Below are 20,294 nucleotides of genomic sequence, written 5' to 3'. Positions count from 1 at the left end.
CCAGACTGCCGCGCCGCGTGCGGCGGTTACCCGGCCATTGTGTCGTGCGCCGTGCCGGCCCCGGAGGTGCGCACCCCCTCAGTGTGCCCACCCGCCCCGCAGGAACAGTCGAGGTGTGCTGCGATCCGCTCCGACCGCCAGTCCAACAGCGGCAGTGCGGCCTCCCAGCGGGCCCCGGTACTGGCGGGCAGTTCGCCGTCCAGGAAGGCCAGTGCGTGGGCCGCCGCGAGCCCGGCCACCGCCGTCGCCAGGCCCAGGTCGCACGCCTGCACGGCGGTGCGCCGGCCGGACTGCCACTGAGCCAGCATCCGTGGCCACTGCGGGTCCCGGTCCCGCCGGTGCAGTTCGAGACATCCCGCACAGGCCGTGCCTCCCGGCAGCACCAGCGGTCCGACGAAGCCGGTGGCCTCGATGACCCCGGCATAGAGATGAGGGGTGCCCGAGGAGATCCACGGCTCGGCCGTGCGCGGATCGGGGACGTAGACGGACAGGCCGTCGCGCGGGGCGACGACGATCAGCGAGAGGCCGGGCTCACCGCTCGCGGTACCCGCCGACGACTGTCCGGAGCGAGGCGCCGGACCGGGGGAGGAGCGACGGACCAGCTGCCGCGCGGCCGAGTCCCGGCGCTCCCCGACCGCCGACGCGGGCAGGCCGCCGGGCGACACGTCGCACGGTTCGGCGCAGCCGCCGTCCAGGACCTCGACCCGGCCCACCCCGGATCCGGCGAGGACCGCCGCCACCGCCGCGCCGACCCGGCCGGCGCCCCGCACCTGGACCCGCATGGAGCGGCGCGCGGCCAGCCGCCGCATCCCCCCTCCTGGTTCGGGATGGACCACGGAGAGTGACGCCAGGTCGGGCCGGTGGCGCTCCAGAGCGTCCACCCGGTTCCGCAGGGCATCGGCCTCCGGGCCGCCCGCCCGCACGTCGTCGACGAGTCCGGCGTCCGTCAATCGCGCCACGAGCGTCTCCACTTGATGATCATTCAGGTCGAGTGCCCTGGCCTCCTGGCGCAGCAGGGACATCCCGCGTGTTCCGTCGAGCAGTTCCAGGAAACAGCCCGTCGCGATATCCATCGGGCCCACTTTGACCGCATGTGCGGGCGTCACTCCGAATTGCACGGTGCCGCTGCCGCGCCATGCGCGGCGCAGTGCGGGCTTCAACATCGGATGCACGGCTTCCCCCGGTCTGTGTGCCTGCGTGAGATCCATTGCCAGAATGCGGCGTGCCGCGGAAGCGTGTGAAAAGTTGTCCACAGGCATGGGGTATTAGTCGTTCAAATGGTGCAAGCCATGGCGCGGATCATGTGTGAACCGTTCCGGAGGCGGGACTTCCCCCACTGACAGCGGGTAACGTCGTGCCGTGCCCGCCGACCCGTCACCCGGCTTCGCCGGGGAGACTTCCGCGCGCGGTGCCGGAACCCACCGGCGCAGTGCGGCAGACCATCAGCCCCGTGCCTCGGCGACGAGCGCGGTCGAGGTCCGCAGGAGCGCCCGCCGCAGCAGAACGGTCTCCGCGTACCGGGAGGGCGACCGCACCATCGTGCTGATTCCCGCCCGGATGTCCGAGGCCGAGGAGCGGCGCTGGGTGAGCGTGATGCTCGACAAGCTCGCCGCCCAGGAGAACAAACGGATCCTCGGCGACAGCGAACTCGCCGAGCGGGCGGAGCGGCTGTCCGCCCAGTACTTCGAGGGCCGGGCCCGGCCCGTCTCCGTGCGGTGGGTGACCAACCAGAACACCCGCTGGGGATCGTGCACCCCGGCGGAGGGGAGCATCCGGCTCTCTCACCGGCTGCAGGGCATGCCGGAGTACGTCGTCGACTACGTGCTCGTCCACGAACTGGCCCATCTCCTGGTGCCGGGGCACGGTCCGCGGTTCTGGCGGCTCCTCGACGCCTACCCTCGTACCGAGCGGGCCCGTGGCTATCTCGAAGGGGTGGTGGCGGCCGACCGGCTGCCCCATCTGCCCGCCGCGCGCGGCGAGTGACGTTCGCGATTCTGTACCGGGTCTGTACCGGCTTGGCCGGAAGCCGCGGTTTGCGGTTAGCCTGACGCGACGCATTTACCTTCCGGATGGGGGACGGTCGTTACGCATGGCCAGGGAATTCCAACGCGGCCACAAGGCCAAGATCAGCGATCTCACGCCGGGGACGGACCTGTACGTAGGTGTGCAGGTCGCCGGCCCGGGACTGACCTTTGACATCAGCTGCTTCGGCCTCGATGCCAATGAGCAGCTCTCCGACGACCGTTACTTCATCTTCTTCAATCAGCCGAAATCGCCCGAGGAGTCCATTCAGCTTCTCGGTGCCCAGGCAGGCGACACGGAGTCGTTCCGCGTCACCCTGGACCGGGTTCCGGCGAACATCCACAAACTGTCCTTCACCGCGACGCTCGACGGTGCCGGACAGATGTCGCAGGTCGGCCCCGGATACATCCGGATCGTCGCGGGCGGCGAGGAAGTCGTCAGGTACGCCTTCACGGGCTCGGAATTCACCACCGAACGTGCGGTGATGCTCGGCGACTTCTATCTCAAGGACGTCTGGCGGTTCGCCGCCATCGGCCAGGGCTTCGACGGCGGGCTCGACGCGCTGCTGAAGAACTTCGGCGGCGAGGTCGCCGAGGAGGCCCCCGCCGCAGCCCCTCCGCAGTCCGCTGCCCCGTCGTTCGCCCCGCCCGCGCAGGCCGCCGCACCGCCCTCGTTCGGCGCACCGGCCGCACCGCAGGCCCCGCAGCCCGCGCCGTCCTTCGGCGCACCGGCAGCGCAGGCACCGGCACCCACGCCGCAGCAGCAGATGCACGCCGCGCCGACCATAGCGGCACCGCTGGCCCCGCAGGGCGGCACGGTTCCGCCGCCGCCCGCGCCCGCGCCGTACGGACAGCCCGGGCAGCCGCAGTTCGGGCAGCCGCCCCAGCAGCCGCAGTTCGGACAGGTCCCGGCTCAGGCCCCCGCCCCCTTCGGGCAGCAGGCCCCCGCGCCTTACGGACAGCCGGCCCCGGCGCCGTTCGGACAGCAGCCGCCAGGCGCGCCCCAGGGCATGCCGCAAGGGGTGCCGCAGACCGGTGCGGGACTGGTCGCCGCGCTCCAGCCGTACAAGGAGACGGCCACCGGACAGCGCTGGACACCGCAGAACCAGCAGCTCATGCGCGTCGACCTCACCATGGGCGGCGCGGGAGTGCTGGCCCGGCAGGGCAGCATGGTGATGTACCAGGGCAAGGTCGACTTCGGCTACAAGGGCGCCGGCTTCGCGGGCCGGATGGTCGGCAACGCCACCGGTCAGGAAATGCAGCTGATGCGCTGTACCGGCCGGGGACAGGTCTTCCTCGCCGAGGACGCCTCCCATCTGCACGCCATCGAACTCCAGGGCGACGGCATCTGCGTCTCGGCCGAGAGCGTCCTCGCCTTCGACGAGTCGCTGCAGTACGAGGTCCGCAGGATCGAGGGCCACGGCATTCCCGGCGGCGCCCTGTTCACCATGCAGTTCCAGGGCACCGGCACGGTCGTCGTCAAGACCCACGGCGTCCCGGTCGTCCTGCCGGTCACCCCGACCACCTTCGCCGACTGCAACGCCGTCGTGGCGTGGTCGGCCGCGTCCCAGGTGATCATCTCCAGCCAGGTCCGGCTGCGCCGCAACGCCTACCCGGGCCACAGCGGAGAGACCGTGAACCTCCAGTTCCGGGGCGCACCCGGCAACTTCATCGTCGTCCAGCCCTACGAGGTCTGAGGGAGCCCGTCATGAATCAGCAACTCGCGGGCTACGCCCCGACCCCCGTCACGGCCCGGATGGAGAACCACGGCCATTCGATGCTGAAGGTCGCCATGGCGACCGGCCAGGACCTGTTCGCGCGCACCGGCTCGATGGTCGCGTACGAGGGCTTCATCCAGTACGAGCCCAACCCGCCGGCCGTCCGCCAGATCGCCTCCCAGTGGATCACCGGCGAGGGCGCGCCCCTGATGAAGTGCGCCGGTGACGGCCTGCTCTACCTCGCCGACTACGGCGCCGACGTGGTCGTCGTCAATCTCAACAACGACTCCCTCTCGGTCAACGGCACCAATGTCCTCGCCTTCGACGGCCACCTCACGTGGGGCGTCGAAAGGGTCAAGGGGCTGGCCAAGTTCGCCGGCCAGGGCCTGTGGAACGTGTGCATCTCCGGCACCGGCTGGGTCGCGATCACCTCGCGCGGCACGCCGATCGTCGTCGACTGCGGACGCGGCGAGGACGAGACGTACGTCGACCCGGACGCCCTCGTGGCCTGGTCCCCGAACCTGAAGGTGAAGGGCAAGCGCAGCTTTAAGGCCTCCTCGCTCATCGGGCGGGGCAGCGGCGAGGCGTTCCAGATGGCCTTCTCTGGCCAGGGGATCGTCGTCGTCCAGCCGAGCGAGGACAGCACCGACCGCCTGCGCGTCCGGGCCTGACGGGGAGGGAGGACACACCATGCAGAGTCCGCTTTTCAGCTACACGGAACAGCAGTCCCAGGAGCGGTACACGGTCCAGAACCCGCAGCTCCTGCGGGTCTCGCTGACCGGCCACGACGACGTCCTCGCCCGCAAGGGGGCCATGGTCGCGTACCAGGGGCTGATGGAGTTCGACGGCGAGTACCAGTCGCACGGACAGCGCCGCGCCCGCGCGGCCACCGGTGAGGGCCTGGACCTGATGCGCTGCTCCGGGCAGGGCACCGTCTACCTCGCCAACCTCGCGCAGTACGTCCACGTGGTGGATGTCGACCGGGACGGTCTGACGGTGGACAGCGCCTACGTCCTGGCGCTCGACTCCTCGCTCCACACCGAGGTCATCGCGGTGGACAGCCAGTACGGCATCTCGGGCACCGGGAAGTACCAGCTCAACATCTCCGGGACCGGGAAGGTCGCGCTGATGACCTCCGGCCAGCCGCTGATGATGCAGGTCACGCCGGACAAGTACGTCAACGCCGACGCCGACGCGATCGTCGCCTGGTCCAGCTCCCTGCGCGTGCAGATGCAGGCCCAGACGCACTCCTCCGGGGTCTTCCGCCGACGTGGCAACACGGGCGAGGGCTGGGAGCTCAGCTTCCTCGGGCAGGGCTTCGCCCTGGTCCAGCCGAGCGAGGTACTGCCGCCGCAGAGCGCCCAGATCGGCCAGGGCCTGCGGGCCCAGTACGGCATGGGCCAGCAGGGATCCCACGCCCAGAACCAGAACAACGCCTGGAACTGAGCCATGGTGCGCCGGTCCCCTGACGGGCCGGCGCGGTGAACGGACGAGTAAGGGGCGGCCTCCCGGGAGGTCGCCCCTTACTCATTCATCCATGCCGTCGCTACCGCCGGCCGCCGTCCAGTGCCTCACGCGTACGTTCCATCAGACGGACCACCGAGGAGTCGGCGACCCCGGCGACCTCGTCGTACGCGAACCAGCGCAGATCGAGCGACTCGTCGCTGATCTCCTCCGTGGAGCCCGAGGGCGCCAGTGCCGCGTACTGCACGTCCAGGTGCCAGTGGCACGGTGCGGGGATCGGATGGCGGTCCAGGACCACCGGGCCGCCCGCAAGCAGGGTCAGATCCGCGATGCCGGACTCCTCCGTCGCCTCCCGCAGCGCCGCGGCGGCCAGGGTGGCGTCCCCCGGCTCGCAGTGGCCGCCCATCTGCAGCCACATCCGCAGCTTGCGGTGCAGGGTGAGCAGCACCTTGCCGCGCTCCGGGTCGATGACCAGGGCGCTCGCCGTCAGGTGCCCGGCCCCGCAGGCCTTCCACATGCCGTCGGGATGCAGCGCCAGATGGTCCAGATAGGAGCGCCGCAGCTCCTCCTGGGCTTCGTCGGGCGTGTCCGCCCCGTGCCGGTAGTCCTTCAGTACGAGGACGGCGTCGTCGTGCAGGCTCACTTCTCGGTGTCGTCCTTGCCGTCGTCGTCCCCGGGGCCGTCCTCGGGCCTGTCCGTGGTGTCGGTGTCCGCGTCCGTGCCGGCACCGGGAGCGGGCTTCTGCGGCCCGTTCGCCGCCTCGCCGAGCATCTTGTCGAGCTCGGAGAAGTCCAGCTGCTCGTGGTGGACGAATCCGTCCGGATCGTCCAGGTCGTGGGCGGTGGGCAGCATGTCGGGGTGCTCCCACAGCGCGTCGCGTCCGTCCAGACCCCGCGCGTCCGTGAGCGAGGCCCACAGCCGCGAGGCGTCACGCAGCCGCCGCGGCCGCAGCTGGAGGCCGATCAGCGTGGCGAACGTCTGCTCGGCGGGACCACCGGAGGCGCGCCGCCTGCGCATCGTCTCGCGCAGTGCGTCGGCGGAGGTCAGCCGGGACTTCGCGGCCTCGTGCACCACGGCGTCCACCCAGCCCTCGACCAGCGCGAGGGCCGTCTCCAGACGGGCAAGGGCGGCCTTCTGCTCCGGGGTGTCCTCCGGCTGGAACATGCCCTGCTGAAGGGCGTCCTGCAACTGCTCGGGCTGCGACGGGTCGAACTGGCCGACCACGTCCTCCAGCTTGCTGGTGTCGACCTTGATCCCGCGCGCATAGCCCTCGACCGCACCGAACAGGTGCGAGCGCAGCCACGGCACATGGGCGAAGAGCCGCTGGTGAGCGGTCTCGCGCAGGGCCAGGTACAGCCGCACCTCGTCCTGCGGCACGCTCAGGTCCTTGCCGAACCGCTCCACGTTCAGCGGAAGCAGCGCGGCCTTGCCGGCCGGACCGAGCGGCAGCCCGATGTCGGTCGAGCCGACCACCTCGCCCGCGAGCACGCCGACGGCCTGCCCGATCTGCTGGCCGAACATGGCGCCGCCCATCGACCGCATCATGCCGATCAGCGGCCCCGCCATCGCCTGCATCTCCTCGGGCAGCACATCACCCATGGCGAGGCCGACACGCTCGGCCACCGGGTCGACGAGCTTCTGCCAGGCGGGGAGGGACGCCTCGACCCACTCCGCACGGCTCCACGCCACGGTGGAGACCGAACCGGAGGGCAGCGACGTGGCACCGTCCAGCCAGAGGTCCGCGAGGCGCAGCGCCTCGTCGACCGCGGCCCGCTCGGACGGGCCGACGCTCGCGTCCTTGGTGCCGTCCTGGTTGCCCTGCGAGACCGTCTGGCGGGCGATCTGCTTGGCCATGTCCCAGTTCACGGGACCGCCCTCGTAGCTCAGCATCTGGCCGAGCTGCTGGAAGGCCGCGCCCAGGTCGTTCGGGTTCATGGAGCCGAACATGGCGGCGAAGGGATTGTCACCGCCCGCGCCCGGGCCGAAGCCGAACGGGTTCGCCGGACCGCCCGAACCCTGCCCACCTCCGGTGGGGTCGTTCTTCTTGCCCTTGTCGCCGTCGTCCGGCTCCTCCGGCGGAAGGCCGAATCCGAATGGGGTGTCACTCACGGGTTTCCTCGGCTCGTAGGGCCGCCGGATCGAACCGACGGCGACTGCCCGACATCACCATCCAGCGTAGACACCAAGTCCGCTCGGGGCCTCAGTGCTCCGCCTGCTCCCGGCCTGCGGCAGGATGGACGCCACCTGGTACGTACGCGTCATTCGGGTACGTACTGAAGACAACCGCTGGAGACGCCCGGTGAGTTCCCCAGATCCTCAGGTTCGCGCAGCGCGAAACCTGACCGGCCCACTGCCCGAAGAGACGACCGCGAACACGACCGAGCACACGCCCGAGAACAAGCCCGTCCGCAGCCGCTCCAGAAGCCGCGGCCCCGTCGTGGCCGTCACCGGAGCCGCGACGGGCGTCGGTGAGCTGCTCACCGCACGCCTGGCGGCCTCCGAGGAGATCAAGCAGGTCATCGCCATCGACGAGCGCCGCGGAGAGGTCTCCGAGGCGACCTGGCACATCCTCGACGTGCGCGACCCCGCCATCGCGGAGAAGCTGCGCGGCGCCGATGTCGTGGTCCACCTGGCGCTCGATCTCGACCTGGAGACCGATCCCGCCGCCCGCACCGCCTACAACGTGCGCGGCACCCAGACCGTGCTGACCGCCGCCGCGGCCGCCGGTGTCCACCGTGTCGTGCTGTGCACCTCGGCCATGGTCTACGGCGCCCTGCCCGACAACGACGTCCCGCTCGCCGAGGACGCCGAGCTGCGCGCCACGGCCGAGGCGACCGGCGTCGGCGACCTGCTGGAGATCGAGCGGCTCGGCCGCCGCGCACCCCGCGCGCACCCCGGACTCCACGTCACCGTGGTCCGCCCCACCGTGCTCGTCGGCGGTACGGACACGGCGCTGACCCGCTACTTCGAGTCACCGCGCCTCCTGGTCGTCGCCGGATCGCGTCCCACCTGGCAGTTCTGCCACGTCGACGACCTGGTCACGGCGCTGGAGTACGCCGCGCTGGAGAAGATCGACGGGGAGTTCGCGGTCGGCTGCGACGGCTGGCTCGAACAGGAGGAGGTGGAGGAGCTCAGCGGTGTCCGCCGGATGGAGCTGCCCTCGGCCGTCGCGCTCGGCGCCGCCGCCCGGCTGCACCGGATCGGTCTGACCCCCTCCCCGGCGGGTGACCTGGCGTACACGATGCATCCGTGGGTGGTCAGCGTGAGCCGGCTGCACGATGTGGGCTGGCGGCCCACCTGGACCAACGAGGAGGTGCTCGGCGCGCTCCTGGAGGAGGTCGAGGGACGCCACACCGTGGCCGGCCGCCGACTCGGCCGCAAGGACGCCACCGCTGCCGGAGCCGCCGGCGCGACCGTGGCCCTGCTCGGCACCGCGGCCCTGGTGCGACGGGCCCGCAAGGCCCGCCGCCGCTTCTAGCCCGGACGACGGCATCGGGGGCGCCAGGGGGCCCGCCCGGCCGCTGCGAGGCGCGGGTGAGGGCTGTAGGAGGCTCCAAGGCGGCCCGCGGCCCGCCGGGTGAAAGCCGTATTCCGCGATGCCGGAGCGGTACGGCACGATGGTGGCCATGGCACCCACGCATGACCACCCCGGCGAGCAGGCGGCACAGGACCCCATCCGGCTGCTGGAGATCCGCGACACACCGCTGTCGGTGGACGAGGTCTTCCGCGCCGTCGGCGACGACGCGGCGGGCGGCACCGCGCTCTTCGTGGGCACCGTGCGCAATCATGACAGCGGACAGGACGTCGGCGCACTGGGCTACTCGTGCCACCCCTCCGCGCAGGACGAGATGCGCCGGGTGGCGGAGAAGGTCGTCGCCGGATTCCCGGTCCGCGCGCTGGCCGCCGTCCACCGGGTGGGTGAACTGGAGGTCGGCGATCTCGCGGTCGTCGTCGCCGTCTCCTGCCCGCACCGCGGCGAGGCCTTCGAGGCCTGCCGCAAGCTCATCGACGACCTCAAGCACGAGGTTCCGATCTGGAAGCACCAGCGATTCTCCGACGGTACGGAGGAGTGGGTCGGCGCCTGCTGAGCGCACGGCGCACCCGGGTGCGGCCACCCCGATTTGCGTAACCGCACCCCTGCCACGAGCGTTGGTTCCGCAGATGGTTAATCTGCTGATCGGTCAGTTGCGGTCGCTCATGGGGTAGGGAGGTCGTGATGGCAGCACTCGCCTGGTTGTTGATTCCGCTTTTCGCTGCGTTCGGTGCGGCGATATGGGGGAGCTGGGCTGCCCGTAATCGCACGACCGGCGATGTCACCGAGCTCGCCGGCTATGCGCGGTTCCGCGAGGCGATGGAGAAGTCGCACTCCGCTTCGGAACCCGTCGAGCAGATATCGAACGTCTGACGCCACACCGGACGTACGCAGTCGCCAATCCGTTGCGCGACACCGTCCGGCCAGGCCGCCCGGCGCCCTCGTCGGCCCCGGTCCCGGCCCCCGTACGGACCGGCCCCGGCGGTGCACTGACGGACCCTTCCCGTACTGTCGTTCCATGCCACGCCGCACCGCGACGATGCTCGCCTCCACCCTGATCCTGATCGCGCTGCTCTGCGCAGGCGTGCTGATCAAAGTGCCGTACTCGGAGATGTCCCCCGGGCCGACCGTGAACACGCTCGGCAAGGTCGGCGGCGAGCCCGTCCTGCAGATCACCGGACACAAGACGTACAAGACCTCCGGCAATCTCAACATGACGACGGTCAGGGTCACCGGCGCCGACTACAACATGAACCTCGTCGAGGCCGTCTACGGATGGCTGGGCCACGACAGCGTCGTCGTACCGCACGACACGCTCTACCCGGACGGCAAGACCGAGGAACAGTCGACGCAGGAGAACGCCGAGGAGTTCAGCCAGTCCCAGGAGAGCGCCAAGGTCGCCGCGCTCACCGAGCTGGGCATCCCGGTCTCGTCCCGGGTCGTGGTCTCCACGGTCCTCAAGGACAGTCCCTCCCAGGGCAAGCTGCACGCGGGCGACGTGATCAAGGCCGTCGACGCCACAGCCGTCAAGCAGCCCGAGGACGTGGCGAAGCTCGTCACCAAGCACAAGCCCGGCCAGGACGTCACCTTCACGGTCATCCCGGCCAAGACCGCGGCGGCGGCCGAGAAGGCCGGCAAGGAGCCCGAGGGCACCGAGAAGGTCACCATCACCACGGAGAAGGCGCCCAAGGAGAACCGGGCGATCGTCGGCATCCAGGCGGGGACGGACCACACCTTCCCGTTCGAGATCGACATCAAGCTCGCCGACGTGGGCGGCCCGAGCGCCGGTCTGATGTTCTCCCTCGGCATCGTCGACAAGCTGACCCCGGGGCAGCTGACGGGCGGCAAGTTCATCGCCGGCACCGGGACGATCGACGACAAGGGCAAGGTCGGCCCGATCGGCGGGATCAACATGAAGCTGGTCGGCGCGCGCAACGCCGGCGCACGCTACTTCCTGACCCCCGACGAGAACTGCAAGGCCGCCGCCGACGACACTCCGGACGGCCTCACCCTGGTACGGGTCAAGAACATCGCCGACGCCAAGAAGTCGCTGGAGAAGGTCCGCGCGGGGGACACGGCCGGACTGCCGAGCTGCTCGGCAGGCTGACCGCGTCCCTCCGGCGGCGAGGCGGAAAGGGTCAGGACTCGAAGGTCGCGGCCAGCGCCTCGGCCAGCCCCGGCACCAGACCGGCGCCGGTCAGCACGTCGTTCGGCGAGTCCTTCTCCCGCAGCCGCACGGCGGACTCGCGGGCACCGTCGCGCAGCACCGCCACGGTCATCCGCACCTCCTGACGGTCGGGGTGCTTGGCGACCCACTTGGTCAGCTGGGCGTCGTCGAGACCTTCCGGTACGGAGGCCTCGGCGGACGGCGGCAGCATCAGCCGCTCCACCGTCATCGCGCACCCGACGACGGCGTCGGGCCAGGCGATCGTGGCGAGGAACTCGTCCAGCGCGGTACCTGCGGGAAGCTCCTCCTGCTCGATAGGGGTGAGTGCGGCGGTCTTCGAACCGTCGTCGTCGAGGCCGAGCTGAGCGGCCAGGCCGGGCTCCTGGACCCGCAGCCGTGCGGTGTCGACCAGGGCGAAGAGCCGGGCGGGCTGGTCCCAGCCGAGGCCGGAGATGTACTCGTCGATTTCGAGCACCGCGACGGTGAGCGGACTCGCGGCCATCGGGGGGCCTGAGGGGGAAACGTTGGGCATGGACAACATCCTGCCTCCTTCCGCCCCGGTAACGGGAACTAGGTAAAGCCTCAGTAAGTTGCATAGGTGGGCTCTACGATCGCTGGGCCCGCTCCACACGACCCGCGAACTTCGAGGTGCGCACGTTGGCTTTCCAGATGCCGGACCGCGGCGGAGGCCCGACCGGGCCACGGATCAGAGTCGGCCGCCCGTCCCGGCGCGCCCGAACCCTGCTCATGACACTCGGCGTCCTGGCGATCCTCGCCATGGCGTTCGTCATGTTCTCCGGGTTCTGGACGGACTGGCTCTGGTACAGGTCGGTCGGATTCTCATCCGTCTTCACCACCACTCTGTGGACCAAGATCGGGCTGTTCCTCGTCTTCGGACTGCTGATGGCCATCGCCATCGGTGTGAACATCTGGCTCGCGCACCGGCTCCGGCCGCCGCTGAGCGCGATGTCGCTGGAGCAGCAGAGCCTGGACCGCTACCGGATGAGTCTCGCCCCGTACAAGAAGTGGGTGCTGCTCGCGATCACCGCGCTCGTCGGTCTGATCGCCGGAGCGTCCGCCTCGGGCCAGTGGCGTACCTGGCTGATGTATGTGAACGGGGTGTCGTTCGGTCAGAAGGACCCCCAGTTCCACCTGGACGTGGCCTTCTACGCCTTCGACCTGCCGTGGTACCGCTTCCTGCTGGGCTTCGGCTTCGCGGCGACGGTGCTCTCGCTGATCGCGGCCGCGCTGACCCACTACCTGTACGGCGGGCTGCGCATCACCAGCCCCGGCGCGCGGGCGACCGGGGCGGCCACCGGCCACCTCTCGGTGCTGCTCGGCATCTTCGTCGCGCTGAAGGCGGTGGCCTACTGGCTCGACCGCTACGGGCTGGCCGTGAAGTCCAGCGACTTCAAGGCCACGGACAACTGGACGGGCCTGCGGTACGTCGACGCCAACGCCTATCTGCCGGCGAAGACCATCCTGTTCTGCATCGCCGCGATCTGCGCGGTGCTGTTCTTCGCGACGCTCTGGCGCCGCACCTGGCAGCTCCCGATGATCGGGTTCGGCCTGATGGTCCTCTCCGCGATCCTGATCGGCGGGCTCTACCCGGCGATCGTGCAGAAGTTCCAGGTCCAGCCGAACGAGCAGGCCAAGGAAGCCCCGTTCATCCAGAAGAACATCAAGGCCACGCGGGACGCCTACGACATCGATGACGCGAAGGTCACCGACTACGCGGGCAAGTCGACCACGGACGACGACACGAAGCTGCGCGCCAGTGCGGACGCCGCGGCCAGCTACCGGGTGATGGACCCCAACGTCGTCTCCCCGGCCTTCCAGCAGCTCCAGCAGAAGAGGAACTACTACCAGTTCCCCAAGACGCTGGACGTCGACCGCTACAAGGACGACGCCGGCAAGGAGCAGGACACGGTCATCGGTCTGCGCGAGCTCAACCTCCAGGGCATCCCCAAGCGCAACTGGATCAACGACCACTTCACCTACACCCACGGCTACGGTGCGATCGCCGCCCGCGGCACCACCACCGGCAAGAACCCGAAGGGATCTCCCGACTTCACCGAGTCCGGTCTGCCGACCACCGGTGAGCTGGGCCAGTACCAGCAGGAGATCTACTACGGCGAGAAGACCGAGCAGTACTCCATCGTCGGCGGGCCCCAGAAGGAGCTCGACTACGAGGAGGACGGCGAGAAGACCACCAGCTACAAGGGCAAGAGCGGCGTCAGCCTCTCCAGCGCGTTCAACCGCGCCGCCTACGCGGTGGCCTTCAGCGAGCCGCAGATCCTGTACTCGGGAGCCATCGGCGAGGGTTCGCGGATCCTGTACAACCGCACGCCCAAGGAGCGCGTCGAGGCGGTCGCCCCGTGGCTGACCATCGACGGCGACGCCTACCCGGCCGTGGTGAACCACCGCATCCAGTGGGTCGTCGACGCGTACACCACGACCAACGGCTATCCGTACGCCTCGCGCACGACGCTCGGTGACACCACGGCCGACTCGCTGACCACCAACCAGCGCGCGGTCGTCGCCCAGCAGAACCAGGTCAACTACATCCGCAACTCGGTGAAGGCCACCGTCGACGCGTACGACGGCAAGGTCACGCTGTACGAGTGGGACACCGAGGACCCGGTCCTCAAGACCTGGCGCAAGGCGTTCCCGGGGACCGTGAAGTCCAAGACGGACATCCCTCAGGACCTCATGGACCACCTGCGCTACCCGCAGGACCTGTTCAAGGTGCAGCGCGAGCTGCTCACCCGCTACCACGTCACGAGCCCCGCGCAGTTCTACAGCGGCAGTGACGCGTGGCAGGTCCCGGACGACCCGACCAACAAGGAGTCCGGCGCCGTCCCGCCGTACTACCTCAGCATAAAGATGCCGGACCAGACGGCTCAGAAGTTCTCGCTGACGACGACGTTCACTCCCAAGGGACGGCCCGACCTCGGGGCGTTCATGGCGGTGGACGCCGATGCGGCCAGCAAGGACTACGGCACGATAAGGCTGCTGAGAGTCACCACCACGGTGAAGGGCCCCGGCCAGGTACAGAGTGAGCTCAACGGCAACGACGACGTCGCCGAGTTCGTGAGAAACCTCAAGGGAACCGACTCCGACATCGAGTACGGCAACCTGCTCACGGTGCCGCTCGAAGGGGGCTTCCTCTACATCGAGCCGGTGTACACGCGCGGTGGCACGCAGAACTACCCGCTTCTGCGCAAGGTCGCCGCCTCGTACGGGTCGAAGATCGTCTTCGAGAACAGTCTCGGGGAGGCGCTCAACGCGGTCTTCGGGGTGGACGGCTCCGACACGACCGAGCCACCTGCCGACACCACCGAGCCGCCGGGCGACACCACGGAGCCGCCGGCCACCGGTGACGCCGCGCTGAAGAAGGCGATCGCCGATGCGCAGAAGGCCTACACGGCCGGTGAGGCGGCGCTGAAGGAGCAGGACTGGGTCGCCTACGGCAAGGCCCAGGACGACCTTCAGGACGCGCTGGAGCGGGCTGCCGCAGCGCAGCCCAAGGCCGGCAGTCCGAGTACGACGGACGAGAAGAAGAAGCCGGCGGCGTCGGCGAGTGCCGACAGCGGCGGCTGAGTAACCCGGTAAAGCTTCACCCCCGCGTCGTGGTACGGTTTGGACACAACGACGCGGGGTGGAGCAGCTCGGTAGCTCGCTGGGCTCATAACCCAGAGGTCGCAGGTTCAAATCCTGTCCCCGCTACTGAAAGACGAAGGCCCGGATCCTCCAGGGGATCCGGGCCTTCGTCATGCCGTGGTGGCTATTTTGTGCAGTGTGCGTGAAGTGCGGTTCGTGGGGCACGAGTTGAGCACGGGCGTGTTTGACTTGTCTCCCTGTGGGCATGTCGACAAAACGCTGAAGTGACCTCACTGGCCGCGATATACCAGGTGTGCGCGGGTTGTAGGTGGTGCGACGATGGTATTTATGGGGGACAGGGCAACTCTGTTGGAGACAGGGCGGTTTGTGCAGCAGCGCGTCCATCCGGCGGAAAAAGCGGCGGATATGGCATTTGCCGCTGCCACCGCGCAGTACAACGACCACATCGAGACCGCCGAGACTGCGGAGCGTGCCGCGACCGTCGAGAGTGCAGGGACCGCTGAGACCGCCGACGGCGTGGAGAACGCCGAGAGTGCGGAGACGGCGGCGAGCGCGGACAACGCCGAGAGCGAGGCGCGCCACCGCCGTGCCGCCGACGCGGGGGACACCACGTCGATGAGCGTGCTCGGCGCGCTGCTGCTGCGCCGCGGCGACCTGAGCGGCGCCGAGGCCTACCTGCGTGCCGCCACCGCCGACGGCGACCGTGCCGCGGCCAACAACCTGGGCGTCCTGCTGCACCAGCGCGGATACGCGGACGAGGCGGCCGGCTGGTGGCGGATCGCCGCCGTCGCCGGTTCCGCCGCCGCCGCGCACGCCCTGGGCCGCCACTACCGCGAGCGCGGCGACGAGCCCGGCGCCGAGTACTGGCTGCGCCAGTCCGCCGAGCAGGGCCACGCGCTGGGCGCGTACGCCCTCGCCGACCTGCTGGAACACCGCAGCGACGTGGGCGCCGAGCGCTGGCTGCGCGCCGCGGCCGAGCAGGGACACCGCGAAGCGGCGTACCGGCTGGCCCGGATGCTGGAGCGCCACGCCACCGACGCGCACGACGCGTTCGGCCGCCCCGGCCTGGGTCCGCGTACGGGGCCGGAGTCCGAGGCCGCCGACGCGGTGCGCGGCGCCGCCGTGCGCAAGGACGACAGCCCGGTCGCGGGCCCCGACGCGGAGCGTGTGGGCGAGGCCGAGCAGTGGTACCGGCAGTCCGCCGCCCGCGGGCACCGGCGTGCCGCCCTGCATCTCGGGGCCATCCTCGAACAGCGCGGCGAGCTCAAGGAGGCCGGCCGCTGGTACCTCATCTCCGCCAAGGCCGGCGAGGCCAGGGCCGCCTGCGCGCTCGCCTTCCTGCTGCGCGACGCGGGCGACCAGGAGAGCGCCGCCGTGTGGTGGCTGCGCGCCGCCCAGGACGGCGACGGCAACGCCGCCAACGCGCTCGGCGCGCTGCACGCGGCCCGGGGCGAGCAGCAGACCGCCGAGCGCTGGTACCGCGCGGCGATGGACGCGGGCGACGTCAACGGGGCGTACAACCTCGGCCTGCTCTGCGCCGCCCAGGACCGCACGCCGCAGGCCGAGCAGTGGTACCGCCGCGCCGCCTACGCAGGCCACCGCGAGGCGGCCAACGCGCTGGCCGTGCTCCTGCTCCAGGCCGGCGACGCGACCGGTGCCGAGCCCTGGTTCTCCAAGGCGGCCGAGGCCGGCAGCGTGGACGCCGCCTTCAACCTCGGCATCCTGCACGCCGGACGTGACGAGGACCGTACGGCCCTGCTCTGGTACGAGCGCGCCGCGGCGGCCGGCCACACCGAGGCCGCGCTCCAGGTCGGCATGGCGCTGCTGCACCACGGTGAGGAGCGCGAGGCCGAGCGCCATCTGCGCTGCGCTGCGGGCGGCGGCAGCGCGGAGGCGGCGTTCCGGCTGGCCGGGGTGCTGGACTCGCGGCAGCCGCCGCCGGGGCCGCCCGCGCTCGGCGAGCCGATGCCGGAGAAGTCCGAGTGCGAGGAGTGGTACGAGCGGGCGGCCGAGCAGGGGCACCGCCGCGCCCAGGTCCGCGTCGGCATGCTCGCCGCGGCCCGCGGGGACGTGGAGAGCGCGGGCCGCTGGTACCGGGAGGCCGCCGAGGCGGGCAGCCGCAACGGCGCCTTCAACCTCGGACTGCTGCTCGCCCGGGAGGGCAGCGAGCGCGAGGCCGCGCTGTGGTGGAGCCGGGCCGCCCGGGACGGCCACGGACGGGCCGCGCTGCGCCTCGCCCTGCTGGCCGCACGACGCGGCGAGCTCACCGAGGGGCAGCGGTGGTGCGCCCGGGCCGTCGAGCTGGGACCCGCGGAGGTCTCGGAGCGGGCGGCGCGGCTGCGTGAGGCGCTGCACCAGGAGCTGACCGCCTGAGGGCTGTTCCGCAATTCCCGGCGGGAGCACGACGACAGCTACGGCACCTTTCCCCCGTAGCCTGCACGGCGCGGGGGGACCCCTCCGTTGTCGGGATGCCTGAATACATCCGGTGTTCAGGCATCCCTCCGCCTTGCGACGCACCGCATCCGACGCCGCGCGCTGATCCACCAGGAAGTGCGGGACAGCCCTTGGCGGAGGGTTCTCCGGGACCCCTGGGGCCCCGGGAAAAGGGATTTGCGCTGGTCCAGGGCGTGCCGTACTGTGGAGATCACAACGACGCGGGGTGGAGCAGCTCGGTAGCTCGCTGGGCTCATAACCCAGAGGTCGCAGGTTCAAATCCTGTCCCCGCTACTGAAGACAGAGGGCCGGATCCTTCAAGGGATCCGGCCCTCTGTGCATGTCCCGGGCAGCCCGGCTCAGGGCTTGTGGCCCACCGCCTCGCCGTACATCGCCCGGTCCACGGCCTTCTCCTCCGGCACCGGGTCGCCGGTCGAGACGCCGGAGTCGGCGTAGGCCTTCTGCAGCCGGTCCGTCGTCCCCTTCCGGATCTCCCAGTCCATCCGCATCGACGGTGTCGACCGCAGGGTGGCCTCGTCGGTCTTCATCAGCCGGGCCAGTTCGGTCAGGAAGGCGGGGTCGGACTTGTAGTCGCCGGCGAAGTAGGTGTTCACCGTACGGATGTAGGCGCGGAGGAAGGCGACGCCCGCGTCCGGGTCCTTGTTCAGCAGGTTGGGCCCGAAGAGCACTCCGCCGAGCGGTTCGCCGGCCGGCTGTCCGCCGAGGAAGGCGTACTTCTTGTCGTTGTCGACCTTCCGCCAGATCGGGTCGAGCAGCCAGGCGGAGTCCACGCCGCCGTTCTGCAGGGCGGTGAGCACGTCCGCCGAGCCGAGCTGCTGGAAGCTGATCTTGTCGAGGCCGCCGCCGTGCTTCTTCAGCGAGGTGTCCATCGGATAGGCGATCACCGAGCCCTTGCCGATCATCGTGCCGAGCTTCCTGCCTGCCATGTCCACGTGGTCGGCGCTCTCGCCGTCCTTGAGGCGCACCCACAGGCCGCTCTTCGATGCCGGGTCGGGGGAAAAGTTCCCCGCGACCCACTTGATGGCGAAGCCGCCGTTGATGCCGTTCATCACCGCGGCCTCGGGCGCCGCCCACTGCGCGTCGACGTCGCCCTTGGCGAGCAGGGGAAGGGCGTCCGGGGTGGGCAGCACCTTCAGCGAGACGTCCAGTCCCTCCTTCGCGAACTCGCCCCTGGCGACCGCGACCTGGAGCGGAGCGACGTACTCCGCGCTCAGGGTGCCGGTGGCGACGGTGATCTTCCGCTTCTTCGCGAGGGGCTGGGCGGCCGGCGCCCCCTTGTCGCAGCGGGCGGGTTTGCGGTCGGGCGCGAGGTCGGAGGGGTCGGTCCAGCCCGCGGCGCAGCCCGTGACGGGCTTGACGGTACGCGGTGCGGCATCGGCGGCACCGGCGTCGTCCGACGAGCTGTTCCCGGCGCAGCCTGCCGCGCCGAGCAGGGATGCCGCCACGAGCACGACGGTGCCGGTGAAGGGGGTACGTATACGCACAGTGCCTCCGTACGGGGAATCGTTCACGACTGGCTGCGGCCGCGGTCGCGCGGTGCCCACGGGGTGAGCAGCCGGCCCGCGATCCGCACCACTTCGGAGAAGACGACGCCGAGCACCGCCACACAGACGATGCCGACGAACATCACGTCGTTCTGGAACAGGGCGCGGGAGTCGAAGATCAGATGGCCCAGTCCGTCGGCCGCCGCGATCTGCTCCGAGGCGACGATGACGAGCACCGCCACGCCCGCCGCGATCCGCGCCCCGACCAGGACGGCGGGGAGGGAGGCGGGCAGCAGGATGTGCCGGAACATCTGCCAGGGCGAGGCGCCGAACACCTGCCCGGCGTCCCGGTGACCTGTGGGTACGGCGAGCACGGCCGCCATCGTCGAGATCCAGACGAAGAAGAAGACGGTGGCGGCGACCAGGGCGATCTGCGGCCCTTCACCGAGGCCGAACATATTGAGGAAGACCGGCAGCAGGGCCAGTTTCGGTACGACGTAGAGGGCGTCGAGCAGCGGTTCCAGTGCCGCCCGGACGAGGGCGAGGGAACCCATGAGCAGGCCGAGGGCGTAGCCCGCGACCGTGCCGATCGCGTAGCCGCCGAGCACCCGTTTGAGGGTGGCCCACACATCCGGCCACAGGGCGCCGTCGGCCGCGCGGTCCCAGCCGTCCGCGAAGATGGTGGAGGGTGCGGGGTAGACGCGGTCGTCGATCCAGGACCTGGCCGCGGCGAGCTGCCAGAGCAGCACCAGCAGGAGCGGTACGGCGACGGCGAGGGCGATCTCCAGGGTGCGGCGCCTGCGGTGGGTGCGTACCGGGTGCAGTTCCTGCGGTCCGGGCCTGCGGACGAGGATCTGCTCGTCGGTGTCCGGGGACTTCACGGCCGTGCTCATACCGGCGCCGCCTCTCCGCGGACCTCGCCGCGCAGCAGTTCCCACAACTCGCTCTTCAGCGCGGTGAACTCGGCTGTCGCCCGGATGTCCCCGGTACGCGGCCGGGCGAACGGCGGACGGTGTTCGGCGATGATCCGGCCCGGTCTGGCGGACATCACCAGGACCCGGTCCCCGAGCACGATCGCCTCTTCGAGGCTGTGGGTGATGAACAGGGTGGTGGTGCGGGTGGTCTGGGTGAGGTCCAGGAGTTCGTCCTGGAGGATCGTGCGGAGCTGGGCGTCGAGTGCGGCGAACGGTTCGTCCATCAGCAGGATCTCGGGTTCCACGGCGAGCGCGCGGGCGATGGCCACCCGCTGGCGCATGCCGCCGGAGAGTTCGGCGGGGTAGGCGCCCGCGAAGTCGGCGAGCCCCAGCCGGGACAGCCAGTCGCGCGCCCGGGCATCGGCCTCGCGGCGGGGCACGCGCTGGATGTCGAGGCCGAAGCGGACGTTGGCCAGGACGGTCTTCCAGTCGTGGATCCCGTAGTCCTGGAAGATCATCGCGGCCGGCCGGGGCGAGGCCGTACGGATCGACAGTTTGCCCGCGCTGGGGCGCAGCAGTCCGGCCGCGATCCGCAGCAGGGTGGACTTGCCGCAGCCGGAAGGTCCGACGATGCAGGTGAACTCGCCCGGCACGATGTCGAGATCGACGGGGCCGAGGGCGGCCAGCGCCCGGCTGCCGCGCCCGAAGGAGCGGGACAGGGCGCGGGCGCGGAGCTTCGGGGCGGTGGTCGGTGGCGCGGTTGCCTGGGGTGGGTTCGGGTGCGGGTCTCCCACGGGTCTCTCCTCGTACGCATCGAGGTGCACGGCTGCCGCGGGGGCGGCCGTGATCGCCGATGACGATATGACGACCCGTCAGATTCGGGAAGGGGGTGCGCGGGTAACGGGGTGGCCGGATG

The 20,294-nt window shown here is 70.5% G+C and carries 17 protein-coding genes and 2 tRNA genes; 12 read left to right on the top strand and 7 right to left on the bottom strand.

Features of this window, described 5'->3' with window-relative positions; translation table 11 throughout:
- Nucleotides 1-26 precede the first annotated feature (26 nt).
- Entirely contained in the window at nt 27-1,172 is a 1,146-nt protein-coding gene (locus OG521_13230) for a ThiF family adenylyltransferase (protein WUW21694.1), read from the bottom strand.
- A gap of 187 nt (nt 1,173-1,359) precedes the next feature.
- On the opposite strand from OG521_13230, the gene OG521_13225 reads away from it, so the two are divergent.
- The 4 genes from OG521_13225 (at nt 1,360) to OG521_13210 (ending at nt 5,185) form a co-directional block, all read left to right on the top strand.
- Nucleotides 1,360-1,983, top strand: coding sequence for a M48 family metallopeptidase (locus OG521_13225; protein ID WUW21693.1), 624 nt, complete (start codon nt 1,360-1,362; stop codon nt 1,981-1,983).
- 106 nt (nt 1,984-2,089) lie between these two features.
- A complete protein-coding gene (locus tag OG521_13220) occupies nt 2,090-3,718 on the top strand; it encodes a TerD family protein (GenBank protein WUW21692.1) in 1,629 nt (542 codons plus the stop codon).
- Nucleotides 3,719-3,729: 11 nt separating this feature from the next.
- Nucleotides 3,730-4,410 carry an AIM24 family protein gene (locus tag OG521_13215; GenBank protein WUW21691.1) on the top strand — a complete coding sequence of 227 codons (681 nt, stop codon included), beginning with the start codon at nt 3,730-3,732 and terminating at the stop codon, nt 4,408-4,410.
- 19 nt (nt 4,411-4,429) lie between these two features.
- Nucleotides 4,430-5,185: an AIM24 family protein gene (locus OG521_13210; protein WUW21690.1), complete on the top strand. Its 756-nt coding sequence runs from the start codon at nt 4,430-4,432 to the stop codon at nt 5,183-5,185.
- Between the two features lie 100 nt (nt 5,186-5,285).
- On the opposite strand, the gene OG521_13205 is transcribed toward OG521_13210, so the two are convergent.
- Nucleotides 5,286-5,846: an NUDIX hydrolase gene (locus OG521_13205; GenBank protein ID WUW21689.1), complete on the bottom strand. Its 561-nt coding sequence runs from the start codon at nt 5,844-5,846 to the stop codon at nt 5,286-5,288.
- The gene (locus OG521_13200; protein ID WUW21688.1) at nt 5,843-7,312 is read right to left on the bottom strand and encodes a zinc-dependent metalloprotease; all 1,470 of its coding nucleotides are present in this window, start codon (nt 7,310-7,312) and stop codon (nt 5,843-5,845) included. Before OG521_13200 ends, OG521_13205 begins: the two co-directional genes overlap by 4 nt.
- A 190-nt stretch (nt 7,313-7,502) precedes the next feature.
- Between OG521_13200 and OG521_13195 the strand changes: the two genes are divergently transcribed.
- The 4 genes from OG521_13195 to OG521_13180 all read left to right on the top strand — a co-directional run bounded on the left by OG521_13195 (nt 7,503) and on the right by OG521_13180 (nt 10,842).
- Nucleotides 7,503-8,681, top strand: coding sequence for an SDR family oxidoreductase (locus OG521_13195; protein WUW21687.1), 1,179 nt, complete (start codon nt 7,503-7,505; stop codon nt 8,679-8,681).
- A gap of 148 nt (nt 8,682-8,829) precedes the next feature.
- A complete protein-coding gene (locus OG521_13190; GenBank protein WUW21686.1) occupies nt 8,830-9,291 on the top strand; it encodes a molybdenum cofactor biosynthesis protein MoaE in 462 nt (153 codons plus the stop codon).
- Between the two features lie 128 nt (nt 9,292-9,419).
- Nucleotides 9,420-9,608: a hypothetical protein gene (locus OG521_13185; GenBank protein ID WUW21685.1), complete on the top strand. Its 189-nt coding sequence runs from the start codon at nt 9,420-9,422 to the stop codon at nt 9,606-9,608.
- Between the two features lie 145 nt (nt 9,609-9,753).
- Nucleotides 9,754-10,842, top strand: coding sequence for a PDZ domain-containing protein (locus tag OG521_13180; GenBank protein WUW21684.1), 1,089 nt, complete (start codon nt 9,754-9,756; stop codon nt 10,840-10,842).
- 31 nt (nt 10,843-10,873) lie between these two features.
- Here the strand turns inward: OG521_13180 and OG521_13175 are convergent, their stop codons facing one another.
- Nucleotides 10,874-11,443, bottom strand: coding sequence for a PPA1309 family protein (locus tag OG521_13175; protein ID WUW21683.1), 570 nt, complete (start codon nt 11,441-11,443; stop codon nt 10,874-10,876).
- Between the two features lie 128 nt (nt 11,444-11,571).
- On the opposite strand from OG521_13175, the gene OG521_13170 reads away from it, so the two are divergent.
- The 4 genes from OG521_13170 (at nt 11,572) to OG521_13155 (ending at nt 17,253) form a co-directional block, all read left to right on the top strand.
- Nucleotides 11,572-14,505: a UPF0182 family protein gene (locus tag OG521_13170; GenBank protein ID WUW26670.1), complete on the top strand. Its 2,934-nt coding sequence runs from the start codon at nt 11,572-11,574 to the stop codon at nt 14,503-14,505.
- Nucleotides 14,506-14,557: 52 nt separating this feature from the next.
- Nucleotides 14,558-14,631: transfer RNA gene (locus tag OG521_13165), tRNA-Met, on the top strand.
- Between the two features lie 213 nt (nt 14,632-14,844).
- Entirely contained in the window at nt 14,845-16,899 is a 2,055-nt protein-coding gene (locus tag OG521_13160) for a sel1 repeat family protein (GenBank protein WUW21682.1), read from the top strand.
- Nucleotides 16,900-17,179: 280 nt separating this feature from the next.
- Nucleotides 17,180-17,253: transfer RNA gene (locus tag OG521_13155), tRNA-Met, on the top strand.
- 65 nt (nt 17,254-17,318) lie between these two features.
- Here the strand turns inward: OG521_13155 and OG521_13150 are convergent.
- The 3 genes from OG521_13150 to OG521_13140 are packed head-to-tail and all read right to left on the bottom strand — an operon-like array spanning nt 17,319 to nt 20,172.
- On the bottom strand, nt 17,319-18,458 hold the full coding sequence (locus OG521_13150) for an ABC transporter substrate-binding protein (GenBank protein WUW26669.1): 1,140 nt from the start codon (nt 18,456-18,458) through the stop codon (nt 17,319-17,321).
- A 29-nt stretch (nt 18,459-18,487) separates the two neighbouring features.
- On the bottom strand, nt 18,488-19,357 hold the full coding sequence (locus OG521_13145) for an ABC transporter permease (GenBank protein WUW21681.1): 870 nt from the start codon (nt 19,355-19,357) through the stop codon (nt 18,488-18,490).
- Nucleotides 19,354-20,172, bottom strand: coding sequence for an ABC transporter ATP-binding protein (locus OG521_13140; protein ID WUW21680.1), 819 nt, complete (start codon nt 20,170-20,172; stop codon nt 19,354-19,356). Before OG521_13140 ends, OG521_13145 begins: the two co-directional genes overlap by 4 nt.
- Nucleotides 20,173-20,294: the final 122 nt, after the last annotated feature.

Origin of the sequence: Streptomyces sp. NBC_01463 (genome assembly GCA_036227345.1) — a bacterium.
GTDB lineage: Bacteria > Actinomycetota > Actinomycetes > Streptomycetales > Streptomycetaceae > Streptomyces.
This window is presented reverse-complemented; position numbering and strand designations above follow the sequence as displayed.